At 53.8% G+C, this 14,460-nt stretch carries 14 protein-coding genes; 12 read left to right on the forward strand and 2 right to left on the reverse strand.

Going from position 1 to position 14,460, the window contains the following annotated elements; translation table 11 throughout:
- The first annotated feature begins 15 nt into the window (after window positions 1–15).
- The 7 genes from SPI6313_RS10270 to corA all read left to right on the forward strand — a co-directional run bounded on the left by SPI6313_RS10270 (window position 16) and on the right by corA (window position 8,371).
- Window positions 16–2,970 carry an ATP-dependent Clp protease ATP-binding subunit gene (locus SPI6313_RS10270; RefSeq protein WP_084668976.1) on the forward strand — a complete coding sequence of 985 codons (2,955 nt, stop codon included), beginning with the start codon at window positions 16–18 and terminating at the stop codon, window positions 2,968–2,970.
- 14 nt (window positions 2,971–2,984) lie between these two features.
- A complete protein-coding gene (locus SPI6313_RS10280; protein WP_072620915.1) occupies window positions 2,985–3,875 on the forward strand; it encodes an Rpn family recombination-promoting nuclease/putative transposase in 891 nt (296 codons plus the stop codon).
- Between the two features lie 106 nt (window positions 3,876–3,981).
- Window positions 3,982–4,659, forward strand: a complete 678-nt coding sequence (locus SPI6313_RS10285; protein WP_072620916.1) for a TIGR00266 family protein — start codon at window positions 3,982–3,984, stop codon at window positions 4,657–4,659.
- Window positions 4,660–4,678: 19 nt separating this feature from the next.
- The gene (locus SPI6313_RS10290) at window positions 4,679–5,353 is read left to right on the forward strand and encodes a TIGR00266 family protein (RefSeq protein ID WP_072620917.1); all 675 of its coding nucleotides are present in this window, start codon (window positions 4,679–4,681) and stop codon (window positions 5,351–5,353) included.
- Window positions 5,354–5,379: 26 nt separating this feature from the next.
- Window positions 5,380–6,084 carry a TIGR00266 family protein gene (locus tag SPI6313_RS10295; protein WP_072620918.1) on the forward strand — a complete coding sequence of 235 codons (705 nt, stop codon included), beginning with the start codon at window positions 5,380–5,382 and terminating at the stop codon, window positions 6,082–6,084.
- Between the two features lie 203 nt (window positions 6,085–6,287).
- Window positions 6,288–7,082 (forward strand): M48 family metallopeptidase, encoded by a 795-nt coding sequence (locus tag SPI6313_RS10300; RefSeq protein ID WP_072620919.1) that lies wholly within the window; start codon window positions 6,288–6,290, stop codon window positions 7,080–7,082.
- Window positions 7,083–7,219: 137 nt separating this feature from the next.
- On the forward strand, window positions 7,220–8,371 hold the full coding sequence (corA, locus tag SPI6313_RS10305; protein ID WP_072620920.1) for a magnesium/cobalt transporter CorA: 1,152 nt from the start codon (window positions 7,220–7,222) through the stop codon (window positions 8,369–8,371).
- 28 nt (window positions 8,372–8,399) lie between these two features.
- Here the strand turns inward: corA and SPI6313_RS10310 are convergent, their stop codons facing one another.
- Together SPI6313_RS10310 and SPI6313_RS10315 are read right to left on the reverse strand one after the other, a co-directional pair.
- On the reverse strand, window positions 8,400–8,930 hold the full coding sequence (locus tag SPI6313_RS10310) for a Tic20 family protein (protein ID WP_072620921.1): 531 nt from the start codon (window positions 8,928–8,930) through the stop codon (window positions 8,400–8,402).
- A gap of 51 nt (window positions 8,931–8,981) precedes the next feature.
- Window positions 8,982–9,209, reverse strand: coding sequence for a hypothetical protein (locus tag SPI6313_RS10315; protein ID WP_072620922.1), 228 nt, complete (start codon window positions 9,207–9,209; stop codon window positions 8,982–8,984).
- 213 nt (window positions 9,210–9,422) lie between these two features.
- Here SPI6313_RS10315 and glyA point away from each other — a divergent pair, with 213 nt between their 5' ends.
- The 5 genes from glyA to SPI6313_RS10340 all read left to right on the forward strand — a co-directional run bounded on the left by glyA (window position 9,423) and on the right by SPI6313_RS10340 (window position 14,445).
- Window positions 9,423–10,706: a serine hydroxymethyltransferase gene (gene glyA / locus SPI6313_RS10320; RefSeq protein WP_072620923.1), complete on the forward strand. Its 1,284-nt coding sequence runs from the start codon at window positions 9,423–9,425 to the stop codon at window positions 10,704–10,706.
- 146 nt (window positions 10,707–10,852) lie between these two features.
- Window positions 10,853–11,911 carry a glycosyltransferase family 4 protein gene (locus tag SPI6313_RS10325; protein ID WP_072620924.1) on the forward strand — a complete coding sequence of 353 codons (1,059 nt, stop codon included), beginning with the start codon at window positions 10,853–10,855 and terminating at the stop codon, window positions 11,909–11,911.
- A 21-nt stretch (window positions 11,912–11,932) separates the two neighbouring features.
- A complete protein-coding gene (locus SPI6313_RS10330) occupies window positions 11,933–13,174 on the forward strand; it encodes a competence/damage-inducible protein A (RefSeq protein WP_072620925.1) in 1,242 nt (413 codons plus the stop codon).
- 57 nt (window positions 13,175–13,231) lie between these two features.
- A complete protein-coding gene (locus SPI6313_RS10335) occupies window positions 13,232–13,825 on the forward strand; it encodes a Uma2 family endonuclease (protein WP_072620926.1) in 594 nt (197 codons plus the stop codon).
- A gap of 14 nt (window positions 13,826–13,839) precedes the next feature.
- Window positions 13,840–14,445: a Uma2 family endonuclease gene (locus tag SPI6313_RS10340; RefSeq protein WP_072620927.1), complete on the forward strand. Its 606-nt coding sequence runs from the start codon at window positions 13,840–13,842 to the stop codon at window positions 14,443–14,445.
- Window positions 14,446–14,460 lie beyond the last annotated feature (15 nt).

The raw sequence follows: 14,460 nt of genomic DNA on the forward strand, positions 1-14,460 counted from the left end.
CCCACGAAGAGGAGTATGCAGCCAACGGACGCGAGTAAATTTACAGAACAGGCGTGGGATGCGATCGTGCGATCGCAGGAAGTTGCCCGCCGCTGTGGCAATCAGCAGCTTGAAGTCGAACACGTCATTTTGGCCCTCCTCGAAGAAGATGGGTTAACCAAGCGCATTCTCGACAAGGCGGCGATTGAAATCGGGGCGTTTAAACAACAGGTTGAAACCTTCGTCAATGGTCAACAGCGGTTTCCCTATGTGGATCAATTGTATTTAGGGCGAGCCTTGGATGTGATGCTCGATCGCGCCGAGGCCTCTCGCAGTAGTTGGGACGATAGCTTTATTGCGGTGGAGCATTTGCTCGTGGGATTCGCCGAAGATGCTCGCTTGGGGCGGCGTTTGTTTCGCAAGTTCAACCTTGACCCCCAGGATATTGAAACCACGATTAAAGCCGTGCGGGGCAGCCAAAAAGTCACGGAACAGAACCCCGAAGAACAGTATGAAGCCCTGGCGAAATATGGGATTGACCTGACGGAACGGGCGCGGGCGGGGAAACTGGACCCGGTGATCGGGCGGGATGAGGAGATTCGCAGTGTGATTCAGGTGTTGTCGCGGCGATCGAAGAATAACCCGGTGTTGATTGGGGAGCCGGGGGTGGGGAAAACGGCGATCGCTGAAGGTCTCGCCCAGCGGATGGTGAATGGGGATGTGCCGGAATCCTTGAAAAATCGGCAACTCGTTTCCTTAGATATGGGCAGCCTGATCGCGGGGGCGAAATATCGCGGTGAGTTTGAAAATCGGCTGCGATCGGTGTTGCATGAGGTGACCCATTCCGATGGCGGCGCGATCTTGTTTATTGATGAACTGCATACGGTGGTGGGGGCGGGCGATCGCGCCGGAGCCATGGATGCGGGGAATCTGCTCAAACCGATGTTGGCACGGGGGGAACTACGCTGCATCGGTGCAACAACCCTCGATGAATATCGCAACCATATCGAAAAAGACCCCGCCCTGGAGCGTCGTTTTCAACAGGTTTATGTGCGTCAGCCTAGCGTTGAGGATACGATCTCAATTTTGCGGGGCTTGAAAGAGCGTTACGAAGTGCATCATGGTGTCAAGATTACCGATTCGTCCCTCGTGGCAGCGGCGACGTTGTCCCATCGGTATATTAGCGATCGCTTCCTCCCCGACAAAGCGATCGATCTCGTTGATGAAGCCGCCGCCCGGTTAAAGATGGAAATCACCTCCAAACCCATGGAGTTGGAGAGTCTCGATCGGCGGATCATGCAATTGCAGATGGAAAAACTGTCCCTCGAAGGCGACCCCACCTCCAAAGATCGCCAAGGCCGCATCCAGCAGGAAATCGCCGACCTCGAAACAAAGCAAACCGGCCTCTCTGCCCAATGGGAAGCCGAAAAACAAATGCTTGAGGAGATCAACAGCCTCAAGGAAAAAGAAGATAAGCTGCGTCTCCAAGTAGAACGCGCCCTGCGGGACTATGACCAAAATCGCGCCTATCAACTCAAATTTGAGCGCGAACAACTCCAGCAAGAACGGGAAGCCAAAGAAGCCGAATTTCTCGATCGCCAAAACCAAGGCAGCGCCCTGCTGCGGGAACAAGTCACCGAGGGGGATATTGCCGATGTGGTGGCTCGCTGGACGGGCATTCCGGTGACGCGCTTGATGGAGTCGGAAAAACAAAAGTTACTGCAACTCGAAGGCCAATTACACGAGCGGGTAATCGGTCAAAATGAGGCGGTGTCGGCGGTGTCGGCGGCGATTCGGCGGGCGCGGGCGGGGATGAAGGATCTCAATCGTCCCATTGGATCATTCCTGTTCATGGGGCCGACGGGGGTGGGGAAAACGGAATTGGCGCGGGCGATCGCTGCCCTCCTCTTCGATAGCGACGACGCGATGGTGCGTCTCGATATGTCGGAATACATGGAAAAACACACGGTTTCGCGCCTTGTGGGTGCGCCCCCCGGCTACATTGGCTACGAAGAAGGCGGCCAACTCACCGAAGCCGTCCGCCGTCGTCCCTATTCCGTTGTCCTCCTTGACGAAGTGGAAAAAGCCCACCGCGATGTATTCAATATCCTGCTGCAAATCCTCGATGATGGGCGCGTCACGGATTCCCAAGGGCGGGCGGTGGATTTTCGCAACACGATTATTGTGATGACTAGCAACATCGGCAGCGATGTGATTCTGGAGAATGCGATCGCACCCCCCCGACCCGTCAAGCAAGAACTCGACTATAAACTCCGCCAACGGATCGGCCAACTCCTCCAAGCCCAACATCAAAGCCTGCTCCAGGTGGGTACGCAATTAGATGAAGCCGTTACCCCTCAAGAGGTGGAAGCTCTGCTGCGTGAGATTGTGGCGGGAATGGTGCCAGAGAGCGATCGCACCCCCTCAACCGCCAAAAGCACCGTTGGCGGCAGTAAAGACATGGACGAACTGCTGCGCGGCTATTTTCGCCCGGAATTCCTCAACCGTATCGATGAGCGCATCGTCTTTAAACCCCTGTTACGGGAAGAGTTACGGCAAATTGTCACGATCCAACTCCAGCGCATCCGCAACCTCCTCGATGAGCAAAGTATCACCCTCGAACTCACCGAAGCGGCGAAAGATCACCTCGTGGAAGCGGGCTACGATCCCGTCTATGGAGCGCGTCCCCTGAAGCGGGCAATTCAGCGCGAACTCGAAAATCCGATGGCGACGAAAATCCTCGAAAATACCTTTGGAGAAGGGGATACGGTACAGGTAGATTGTGTGGATCAAATGTTGGTGTTGACGAAAATCAGTAGCAGCCCAGCCCCTGAACCGACGGAACTCGAACCCGTTGCCATCTCCGAGGCTGATCCTATCGTCACCGAAGCTGCGATCGCTTCTCCTGCCGACGATGACCCCGACTTTGAACCAGAGGCCACCCCCGTCCAAGCGGAAATTGTCAGCGATGATGAAGGGATTTTATTCTAACGGAGCGTATTTCGATGTACTACTTCACTGAAAAATACATTAACCCCTTCACCGATTATGGGTTTAAAAAACTCTTTGGTGAAGAACCCAATAAAGATCTGCTCCTTGATTTTCTCAATGAACTCCTGCGAGAGGAACAGGGAGAGATCGTCAGTCTGAACTACATCAAAAATGAGCAATTGGGGGATACAAGTCTTGACCGCAAAGCCATTTTTGATCTCTACTGTGAAAACGAGCGCGGTGAAAAGTTCATCGTTGAACTGCAAAAAACGAAGCAAAACTTTTTCAAAGATCGCACCGTTTACTATTCCACCTTCCCCATCCGAGAGCAAACCCAGCAAGGAATCTGGAACTATCAACTCAACGCCATCTACACGATCGCAATCTTAGATTTTGTTTTTGACGAGGATAAACAGGAGCCGCAAAAGTATCGCTATGATGTGAAGCTCACGGACATCGAGACCTGTAAAGTGTTTTATGATAAACTCACGTTCATTTACTTGGAAATGCCCAAGTTCACGAAAACTTTAGAGGAGCTAGAAACGCGCTTTGATAAGTGGCTCTACATCCTCCGCAATCTGACGAAAATTGATGAAATTCCAGACGCATTACAAGAGTCCATCTTTCAAAAACTCTTTGCCGTCGCGGAAATTGCCCAGTTCAACCCTGAACAAGTTCGCTCCTATGAAGACAGTCTGAAATATTATCGGGATTTGCAAAATTCGATTGATACGGCTCGTGACGAAGGACGCGAAGAGGGGCGCGAAGAGGGGATTGCGTTGGCGAAAGAACAGGTGGCGATCGCAGGCCTTCAAAACGGCCTCTCCAACGAACTCCTGATCGAACTCACCGGCCTGACCCCCGCCCAAATTGATCAACTCAGAGCCACGCTCAAGCCCTCATGACCCAGCGTGCAAACTGTAGCGTTTCTTAAAAAAGGCCGAGAAATTCCCCGCTCTGCTGTACAACAGGGAAAGACAACGCAATCACACAATCAGGAGTAATACAGCGGTGAAATACGAGATCCGCTATAAGCCCGCCTTTGCTGCCATCTTCGTCACCCTTGATCCGGGTGAGCGTATCATTGCTGAAGCCGGAGCCATGGCCAGTATGGATGCGGGGTTGACGATGACCACACAATTTAGCGGCGGTTTGATTCCCGCCCTGCTCCGTGCCGGCTTTGGGGGTGAAACCCTCTTTACCAATACCTTTATCAATCGCACCGATAGCCCGCTGAGTCTGGTCCTTACCCAATCGATTATTGGTGATATGGAAGTGATTCAACTGGATGGCCAACAACAGGCCGCCCTCTGTCTGCAACCGGGGGCCTATATCGCCAGCACCGCCCGGATTAAGCTGGGGGTGAAGTGGGCGGGGTTTAACAGTTGGTTGGCAGGGGAAGGGTTGTTTAAGTTGCAAGTGGAAAGCAACGGCAAAGGCTTAGTCTTTTTCGGAGCCTACGGCGGCTTGACGAAACGCCAAATCACGCAGGATTTTATTGTGGATTCGGGGCATCTCGTCGCCTACGAGCCGCAAATTAAGCTCAATGTCCGGTTTGCCAAGGGCATTATTGGTTCGTTGACCTCTGGGGAAGGGTTAGTCAATCACCTCAAAGGGACGGGGGTGATTTATATGCAGTCCCGCAGTGTGGATGGGTTGGTGCGTTTCCTCCGTCCGAAGTTGAGATAAACCTAAGGAGTCAAACGGGATGGAGATTGAATTACTACATCAGCCCGATAGTGCGATCGCAAAAATCACCCTAATCGGCGGCGAAGAACTCGTCGCCCAAGCCGGAGCGATGATCGCCATGAGCGGCCACATCAACGCCAGCACCACCCTCCGACGCGGCAAAGGCGGCGGCGTTTTCGGCGGTCTCAAGCGCGTCCTCGCGGGAGAATCCCTCTTTCTCAGCGTCTTTCGTACCCCCATTACCGGCGAAATCTTCCTTTCCCCCAAACTAATGGGAGATCTCCTGATCTATGACCTGAGCCAGAGTGAACTTGTGGTTCAATCCGGTTCCTACCTCGCCAGCGAAAGCGGCGTAGACATTGACCTCGGCTTCCAAGGCTTTAAATCGATCTTTTCCGGGGAAAGTCTCTTTTGGCTTGACATCAGCGGTCGCGGTCAAGTCCTTCTCACCTCCTTCGGCGGCATTTACGAAATTGACGTAGACGGCGAATACATCGTCGATACGGGCCACATCGTCGCCTTTGAAAAAAGCCTCACCTTTGCCATCAGCAAACCGGGCGGTAGTTGGTTGGGGGCTTTCCTCGGTGGAGAAGGCTTTGTCTGTCGGTTTAAAGGCAACGGCAAAGTCTACTGTCAAACCCACAACAACTACAATTTCGGTCGCGCTGTCGGTAGTAAGCTGCCCCCTCGTTAACCCCAAATCGTTCACCGCCTAGGACTATGGAACTCAATAAATCCGAATTTGTCTACGACATCGAGCATTCTCCCGCCTACGCTGCCCTCGTCCTCACTCTCCAAGCGAATCAAAGCATTGTGGTTGAGGCCTCCGCAATGGCAGCCATGGATAGTTGCATTACCATGGCGACCAAGGTGCGGGGTGGCATGATGCAGGGGATCAAACGCATGGTGGGGGGTGAATCAATTTTTATGAACGAGTTTACTGCCCAGGGCAAGGCGGGACAACTCTATGTGTCGCCGGGTGTGCCGGGGGATGTGCAACATTATGCTTTAACCGATAATCAAGCTCTGATGGTGCAGTCGTCGGGATTTGTCGCCTGTAGCCCCACGGTGGATGTGGATAGCCAATTTCAAGGGTTTAAGGGCTTTTTTAGTGGTGAATCGCTGTTTTTACTGCGTCTCACGGGGCAGGGGTCGGTGTGGTTTAGCTCCTATGGCGGCATTGTGGAAGTGCCGGTGGCGGGGGATTATGTGGTGGATACGGGCTATGTGGTGGCGTTTGAATCGTCGTTGCAGTATGAGGTGGAAATGTTGGGGGGCTTATCGTTTAAAGGCCTGCGGACGGGAATTTTAGGGGGTGAGGGTTTGGTCTGTCGGTTCCGGGGTGAGGGGCGGCTTTGGATTCAGTCGCGCAATATTTACCCGTTGGTGAACTTTTTAAGTCCCTTCCGGCCAGTGCGAAGTTAAGGCAGGGCTAATGGGAGATGATTGAAGGTTAAATGGAGGTTGAGGTGGTCTGGCGCTAAGTCAAAAAGACAATGACGGGTAAGTTATTTATAAAAAAGCATCCAGGCAAGAATCGTGGACTTTGGCTACCCGTCAATAAACATTTGATTGTCCACTAGGTAGCCTTGAAGAAAAATAATGCTGTGTTGTTTCCAAAATGATTGATGACTGAAGATCGTAATGCTCCCCCCCGTAAACGCGAGTTATTGAGCCTATTGGCCCTGTTTGTGGGGGCGTTTTTAGTGGTGGTGTGGCTGCTGAATCTATTGGTGGGGGGGGTAATTGGGATGATTCCCCCAGAGGCGGAACGGCAGTTAGGGCGGTGGATTATTCCGGCCTTGGAGGCCGAGGCGGAGGATTCAACGACGCAGGATCGCTTGAATGATTTGCTCGATCGCCTTGAGGCAGAGTTACCCCCGGAACAGGCGGCGGTGCATGACTATCAACTCCTTTATATTCCTGACGAAACGGTGAATGCGGCGGCAGTGCCGGGGGATGTGATTTTGGTGTATCAGGGATTGTTGGCAGAGATGGAGTCGGAAAATGAGTTGATGATGGTGCTGGGGCATGAGTTGGGGCATTTTGCGAATCGGGATCACCTGCGGGGCTTGGGGCGGGAGATTACGTTACGGTTAGCGATCGCCATTTTCCTCGGAGATGCCAGCGCCCTCCAATCCCTCTCGGGCCGGATTCTCAATCAAGTGGGATCGGCTCGCTTTTCCCAAACCCAGGAAACCCAAGCCGATGAATTTGGCCTCACGTTACTCGATCGCACCTATGGCCATGTGGCCGGCGCGACGGACTTTTTTGCCCGTCTGGCCCAAACACCGGGGGCCAATGTTCAATTCCTGGCCAGTCATCCCGCGCCCGGTAAACGGGTGAAAGATATCAACGCATTGATTCAACAGAATGGCTATACCCTGGGCCAAAAAGTCCCCCTCGATCTTGATCTCGAATGACGGCGATCGCCCCCTGACCCTGACGGTTTCCGGCTCAATAGGCCCGCTCCTTCCCTGGCCTAGATTTCGTGCTTGAGGCTCAATCCGTTAGGCTGGAAAGAACCTCCCTAATTGTCCCTTCGATCCCATAATTCCGCATGAGTCAGACCCCTACCCAGTGGATACCCGAACCTGACGAGGATGATCCCGAAGATGATTATTTTGACTATTACTTTGATCCACCCGGCAGCGAACCGGGGACGCTCACGATTGATCCCGATGGTATTCCGTCGGAACTGGTGCTAATTGACTACAGCCCGGAGCACGCCACCCGCCACCCCGATGTTTCCCCGGAAACCTGCCAAGCCTATTTAAAAACGCCGTCGGTGTCGTGGATTGATGTGCGGGGGTTGGGCAGCGAGGATGTGCTGAAGCGGGTGGGGTATATTTGCCATCTTCATCCGCTGCTGCTCGAAGATGTGGTGAATGTGCCCCAGCGGCCGAAGGTGGAGGACTATAACGATCACCTCTTGATTGTGGTGCAGATGGTGTTGCCGACACCGGATGAGGAGGGGTTTTTTATTGAGCAGGTGGGGTTTGTCTTGGGGGAGCATTATTTGCTGACATTCCAGGAGGAACCGACGCGGGACTGTTTTCAACCGGCGCGCGATCGCATCCAAAACGGTCGCGGCAAAATTCGCCAAGCAGGCCCGGACTATCTCGCCTATATCCTGCTCGATGCAATTATTGATGGGTTTTTCCCGGTCTTGGAAGACTACGGCGAACGGATCGACAGCCTCGAAGATGAGGTGGTCGCCAATCCGACCCGTAAAACCCTCGAAAAAATCTATGATATTCGGCGGGAACTGTTGGCCCTGCGGCGCTCGATTTGGCCACAACGGACGGTGATTAATAGCCTGATTCGCGAACATTACGGCCTGATTAGTCAGGATGTGGAGGTGTATCTCCGCGATTGCTATGACCATGTGATCCAGTTGTTGGATATTGTCGAAACCTATCGAGAATTATCCGCGAGTTTAACGGAAATTTATATGTCGGCGATGAGTAACCGGATGTCGGAGGTGGTGAATCTCCTGACGATTATCTCGACGATCTTTATTCCCCTGACGTTTATTGTGGGGGTCTATGGGATGAATTTTGAAAATATGCCGGAGTTGGGCTGGCGGTGGGGCTATGCCGCCTGCTGGGGGGTGATGGGGGCGATCGCGCTCTGTTTAACGATCTTTTTTTGGCGGCGGGGCTGGTTTGAGGGTTTTTTTTGGAGTCCCCTCGCCTCGAAGCGTCGTTAAGGTGGCGTTAATTCAGAGTGAGGGAGATTTAGTAACGCACTTGGTTATAGGCCGCTTCGGAAACGATCGGTAAATCTGCATATTGCCCCCGGAGGGATTGCGCGATCGCAAAAATCGCCGCCGTCAGCACCGCCAAAAACAGTACACTTTCTAACCCGCCCCCTAACCATGCCGTTGGATTCGCCCCCGTCGGACGCAGCAACGGCGCACTCAAGCCGCTGGATAGCTCCAATACATCCAGCACCAACCGACAGAGAAAGGTGAAAATCGACAGGAGAATGGCTTGCACCGTATTGAAGCGCAGAAAATGGGACACCTGAGAATTGCGCACAACCAAGATGAACAGCCCAAAAAAGAGGCCCAACTCCACAAGGGGCAACCCCCCCACATTGAAAAAATAAACCTGCATCAAGGGGGTCAGCCCGATCAACAACAGTCCCAAGGGCGGAAACAAACTCGCCAGGAAAAAGCCCAACATCGCCACTTCTAGGATGGGAATCAAATACACCAAAGCCGCAAAAATCCGGTCTTGTCGTGTTGTTGCGCCACGCCAATTCATCCCGTTCGTCTCCCAATCAAAACCTTCCTAACCATAACGCACTGGGTTATCCTAGGCATCTACCGGATCAATGTTGGTGAGCCGAAACCCCATTTGGCATTCGTAATATCCGGCGGGGGTGCGATCGCTGCATTCCGCTCCATTCTTGGCGCAACTCACCAACGCACAGCCCAGCTTGCCATGGTGCCAACGGGGTCGTCCCTGTTGATCCGCTAACAAACAACCTTGGCACACCTGTTGGGGTGAAAGAATTTGGGTCTCTGTCATAATCACAAGCATAGTCCCCTCCGCAATGATGAAGTGCTGACAACAGCCATGCCTTGGGCATCGCTAACTCTTCTCATCCTTAATTTTAAGCGAATCTCTGAGGTGATCCGCTGTCATTGCTACCAAGCTTCACGGATGGGATCTGAGGTGAGATGGGCTATCCCCCAATCCGAAACAGCGTTATCATGAAAAATCTCTCCACTATACCTAAATTTTTTATCTCTTATGGCTAATACTGACCTGGAATTTTTGGTAGAAACTGACCCTGCGATCGCTGCCATCATTAACCAAGAACTCCAACGCCAACGGGATCACCTCGAACTGATCGCCAGCGAAAACTTCACCTCCGCCGCCGTCATGGCCGCCCAAGGCTCCGCCCTCACCAACAAATACGCCGAAGGTCTGCCGAAAAAACGCTACTACGGCGGCTGCGAATTCGTTGACCAAGCCGAACAACTGGCCATCGATCGCGCCAAAGAACTCTTCGGGGCCGCCATGGCCAACGTTCAACCCCACTCCGGCGCTCAGGCCAATTTCGCCGTTTTCTTAACCCTCCTCGAACCCGGCGACAAAATCATGGGCATGGACTTGTCCCACGGCGGCCACCTCACCCACGGCTCCCCGGTGAATGTGTCGGGGAAATGGTTTGAAGTGGTGCAATACGGCGTGAGCCAAGCCACGGAAACCCTCGATTATGACGAAATTTTAGCGATCGCCCAACGGGAAAAACCCAAACTAATCATCTGCGGTTACTCCGCCTACCCCCGCACCATCGACTTCGCCAAATTCCGGGAAATCGCCGATGCTGTCGGAGCTTACCTCATGGCCGACATCGCCCACATCGCGGGCCTCGTCGCCGCCGGACTCCACCCCAACCCCGTCCCCTACTGCGATGTCGTCACCACCACCACCCACAAAACCCTCCGCGGCCCCAGGGGCGGCCTGATCCTCTGCCGCGATGCAGAACTGGGTAAAAAGCTCAACAAATCGGTCTTCCCCGGAACCCAAGGCGGCCCCCTCGAACATGTGATCGCCGGAAAAGCCGTCGCCTTTGGAGAAGCCCTGAAGCCAGAATTTAAAGCCTATTCCGCCCAAGTGATCGCCAATGCCCAAACCCTCGGCCAAGGCTTAGTCGATCGCGGCTTTAAGATCGTCTCCAACGGCACGGATAATCACCTGATTCTGGTTGATCTGCGCTCCATTGGCATGACCGGAAAAGTGGCCGATCAACTGGTCAGCGGTGTGCGGATTACGGCCAATAAAAACACCGTGCCCTTCGACCCCGAATCCCCCTTTGTCACCAGCGGCCTGCGCTTAGGCTCCCCCGCCATGACGACGCGGGGCATGGGGGCGACGGAATTCACGGAAATCGCCAACATCCTCGCCGATCGCCTCCTCAACCCCGATGATGCAACGGTGGCCGCTGATTGTCGCCAACGGGTGGGGGCATTGTGCGATCGCTTCCCCCTCTATCCCCACCTGCGCATGCCTACGCCCGCCCTCGCCTAGGCCCCTCAACCCAGAATAGAATCCACAGGCTCAGGGGAACCCCCGCTCATCCCCTGAGATTTGGGCGGTTTAGGGGGATCACGCTAGGCGTAGGCGGCAATTTAGTGTAGATTTTAGCTGATCTCTCCGGTTAGGCCCCTGACTTGATGTCTTTCCATCTTTACCATCTCATTGCCTTTCTCGTCTCCGCCATCGTTGTCCTCTGGAGCACCCCTGTGGTCAAAACCCTGGGACTCAAAAGTGGCCACGTTGATCACCCCAACGAACGCAAAGTCCATCGCCAACCCATTGTCCGCTTGGGGGGGGTGTCGATTTTTGCGAGCACCCTGATCGCGGTGCTGATTGTCTGGGGACTGGGGGGGTTTGAAGGACTCTCGGCCCCAGAACAGGCCGGGATTTGGGGGGTGGCCTTTGGGAGTGTGGGCTTTTTTCTGATTGGCTTGGCGGATGATTTGTTTAATCTCAGCCCCATGTCACGGTTGGCGATGCAGGTGGCGATCGCGATCATCTCCTGGCAGATCGGAGTCAAAATTGAATTTCTCTCCATGCCCTTTGACAATCTCGTCATGCACATTGGCTGGCTCAGTCTCCCGATTACGGTGATTTGGCTCGTGGGCATGGCCAACGCGATCAACTGGATTGACGGGTTAGATGGATTAGCCGCCGGCGTTTCCGGAATTGCCGCTGTGGTGATGTTGATCGTCACCCTGTTTATGGATCAGCCCGGTGCTGCTCTTTTGGCCGCAGCCCTCGCCGGTGGAGCCTTAGGCTTTTTACGCTACAACTTCAACCCCGCTCAAATCTTCATGGGGGATGGGGGATCGTATTTTATGGGGTTTACCCTGGCGGGGGTGGGGGTGATTGGCTTGGTGAAAACCACGGCAGTCACGGCAGTGCTGCTGCCTTACTTAATCCTCGCCGTGCCAATTTTAGATATGTCAGCGGTGATTATTTCCCGCGTCTGGCAAGGTAAATCCCCCTTTCTTGCCGATAAACGCCACCTTCACCATCGGCTGCTGGATGCGGGCATTTCCCAACGGCTGACGGTGTTGTTTATCTATGCGTTGACCCTCTGGGTGGGGAGTTTGGCCCTAGCGTTTTCGGGGATTCCGAGCGGGGCTGCCTATGCGATCGGGGCGACGATGCTGTTGGCCTATGCGGGCTGGCAAGTGTGGCGGCGCAGTGGTAGTAATGTCAGCAATTAGGGGTAGATCCTAGATTTAATTATGAGTGCAGAAATTATATGTGTGGGGACGGAGTTGCTGTTGGGGGAAATCCTCAATGGCAATGCGCGGTTTTTAGCGGCGGAGTTTGCCCGGTTGGGTGTGCCCCATTATTTTCAGAATGTGGTGGGGGACAATGTTGAACGGATTCATCAGGTGATGGAGGTGGCGATCGCTCGCTCCTCTCTGCTCATTTTTACCGGTGGCCTGGGCCCGACTCCCGATGATCTCACCACGGCAGCGATCGCCCAATTTTTCCAAACCCCCCTCACCGAACGGCCCGAAATTCTCCAAGACATCACCGAAAAGTTTGCCCAGCGGCGGCGGCAGATGACCCCCAACAACAGCAAACAAGCCCTCCTCCCCGCAGGCGCGGCGGTGCTGCCCAACCCCACGGGCACAGCACCGGGCATGATTTGGCAACCCAAACCGGGGTTAACCATTCTCACCTTTCCCGGTGTGCCCTCAGAACTCTATCGGATGTGGCAGGATACCGCTGTGCCGTTTTTGCAGTCCCAAGGCTGGGGCCAGCAGATTATTCATTCTCAGGTGCTGCGCTTTTGGGGCGTGGGCGAATCCACCCTCGCCACCAAGGTTACGGAATTATTTGACCTCCAAAACCCCACGGTGGCCCCCTACGCCGCCAACGGGGAAGTGCGGCTGCGGGTCTCGGCACGGGCAGAGTCGGAAGCGGAGGCGATCGCCTTGATTGAACCCGTGGCGGCTCAGATTCGCACCCTCGCAGGGGAAGACTATTTCGGCACCGACGAGGCGACCCTTGCTTCGACGGTGGGGGCGTTATTGAGCGATCGCCGCCAAACCGTGGCCGTTGCCGAATCCTGCACGGGCGGCGGTTTAGGGGCAATATTCACCGACAATCCCGGCAGTTCGAGCTATTTCCTCGGCGGCATCATCGCCTACGCCAATCGTGTCAAAGAAACCCAACTGGGTATCAGTCCGGAAGTGTTGATCCACCAAGGCGCAGTGAGTGAACCCGTTGCCAAACAAATGGCCCTAGGGGTAAAAGCCGTGTTCAGCAGTGATTGGGGGATTAGTATTACCGGCGTGGCGGGGCCCGGTGGCGGCACAGCCCAGAAACCCGTAGGGCTGGTGTATATCGGCCTCGCCCATCCCGATGGCACGGTGGAGATTTTTGACTATCGATTCGGCCAAGAGCGCGATCGCGCCACCATCCGCCACATGAGCGCCTGCCACGCCCTCGATCGCCTCCGCCGTCGTCTCTAGGGCGCTGCTGCCGTCCTGCCCATCCGTTAAAGTAGGAAAAAACGGAAGCACACCCAGATGATCGCCGCTCAATCCCCCCACTATCTCACCCCAGAAGACTACCTCGCCCAGGAACGCCACAGCCCCATCAAACACGAATACATCAATGGCGAAGTCTACGCCATGGCGGGTACAGGCGGATTTCACAACATTATTAGCGGTAATGTTTATCTACTCTTGCGAAATCGTTTACACGGTTCCAGTTGTCGAACCTATTTCGCAGATATGAAAGTGAAATTAGCCGAGGGTAAACAATTTTTTTATCCTGATTTAACCGTCACCTGCGATTCAGATGATGATCCATCCCTCGCCTATATTACTCAGCCAAAGCTCATTATTGAAGTGTTATCCGAATCTACAGAATTATTTGATCGCGGCAAAAAGTTTCAATATTACCGCACAATTGCGAGCTTGCAGGAATATGTTTTAATCAGTGTTCGAGATTATCTAGTTGAGGTGTTTCAACGGATGGATCAGGGGTGGTTCATGCAAACATATCAGGGCGAAGATGCGATCGCACAATTTCAAAGCATTGATCTTGAAGTGCCCTTAACTGATGTTTACGCCACCCTAGACCTTAGCAATGTACGACCTGGCAACCCGTCACAATAGACAAGGAGAATCCTATGATCGCCGCTCAATCCCCCCACCACCTCACCCCAGAAGACTACCTCGCACAGGAACGCCACAGCGAGATTAAGCATGAATACATCAATGGCGAAGTCTATGCCATGGCCGGTACGACTAAAACCCACAACACCATCAGCCTCAATACAGCAATGCTATTACGCATGGGGTTGCGATCGTCTCAATGCGAAACCTTTATGGCAGATGTCAAAGTGGGGTTTGTCAACAATACCCGGTTTTTCTATCCCGATTTGGTGGTGACCTGTGATTCTGAGGATGATTCTGATCCGGATATTATTCGATCGCCGAAGCTCATTATTGAAGTTCTTTCCAAGTCCACAGAAGCCTACGATCGCGGCAAAAAGTTTCAAGATTATCGCACCTTGCCGAGCTTGCAGGAGTACGTCTTAATCAGTAGTCAAGAGTATTTGGTGGATGTGTTTCGGCGTGCTGAGAATAATCTCTGGTTATTGCAAAGTTATCAGGGCGAAGATGCGATCGCCCAATTCCAAAGCATCAACATTGACGCACCGTTAGCCGAAATTTACGCCACAGTAGATCCCGGTGAACCGCCCGATCGTCCCGACGATACACCGCCATCGTAGCCCTCCCCTAATTTT

The sequence above is a fragment of the Spirulina major PCC 6313 genome, from assembly GCF_001890765.1.
GTDB lineage: Bacteria > Cyanobacteriota > Cyanobacteriia > Cyanobacteriales > Spirulinaceae > Spirulina > Spirulina major.

Bases quoted from the DNA above. Each gene is read 5' to 3' on its own strand.
- SPI6313_RS10270 (WP_084668976.1), top strand. From the start codon at position 16: ATGCAGCCAACGGACGCGAGTAAATTTACAGAACAGGCGTGGGATGCG.
- SPI6313_RS10280 (WP_072620915.1), top strand. From the start codon at position 2,985: ATGTACTACTTCACTGAAAAATACATTAACCCCTTCACCGATTATGGG.
- SPI6313_RS10290 (WP_072620917.1), top strand. From the start codon at position 4,679: ATGGAGATTGAATTACTACATCAGCCCGATAGTGCGATCGCAAAAATC.
- SPI6313_RS10295 (WP_072620918.1), top strand. From the start codon at position 5,380: ATGGAACTCAATAAATCCGAATTTGTCTACGACATCGAGCATTCTCCC.
- SPI6313_RS10300 (WP_072620919.1), top strand. From the start codon at position 6,288: ATGACTGAAGATCGTAATGCTCCCCCCCGTAAACGCGAGTTATTGAGC.
- corA (WP_072620920.1), top strand. From the start codon at position 7,220: ATGAGTCAGACCCCTACCCAGTGGATACCCGAACCTGACGAGGATGAT.
- SPI6313_RS10310 (WP_072620921.1), bottom strand. From the start codon at position 8,930: ATGAATTGGCGTGGCGCAACAACACGACAAGACCGGATTTTTGCGGCT.
- SPI6313_RS10315 (WP_072620922.1), bottom strand. From the start codon at position 9,209: ATGCTTGTGATTATGACAGAGACCCAAATTCTTTCACCCCAACAGGTG.
- glyA (WP_072620923.1), top strand. From the start codon at position 9,423: ATGGCTAATACTGACCTGGAATTTTTGGTAGAAACTGACCCTGCGATC.
- SPI6313_RS10325 (WP_072620924.1), top strand. From the start codon at position 10,853: ATGTCTTTCCATCTTTACCATCTCATTGCCTTTCTCGTCTCCGCCATC.
- SPI6313_RS10330 (WP_072620925.1), top strand. From the start codon at position 11,933: ATGAGTGCAGAAATTATATGTGTGGGGACGGAGTTGCTGTTGGGGGAA.
- SPI6313_RS10335 (WP_072620926.1), top strand. From the start codon at position 13,232: ATGATCGCCGCTCAATCCCCCCACTATCTCACCCCAGAAGACTACCTC.
- SPI6313_RS10340 (WP_072620927.1), top strand. From the start codon at position 13,840: ATGATCGCCGCTCAATCCCCCCACCACCTCACCCCAGAAGACTACCTC.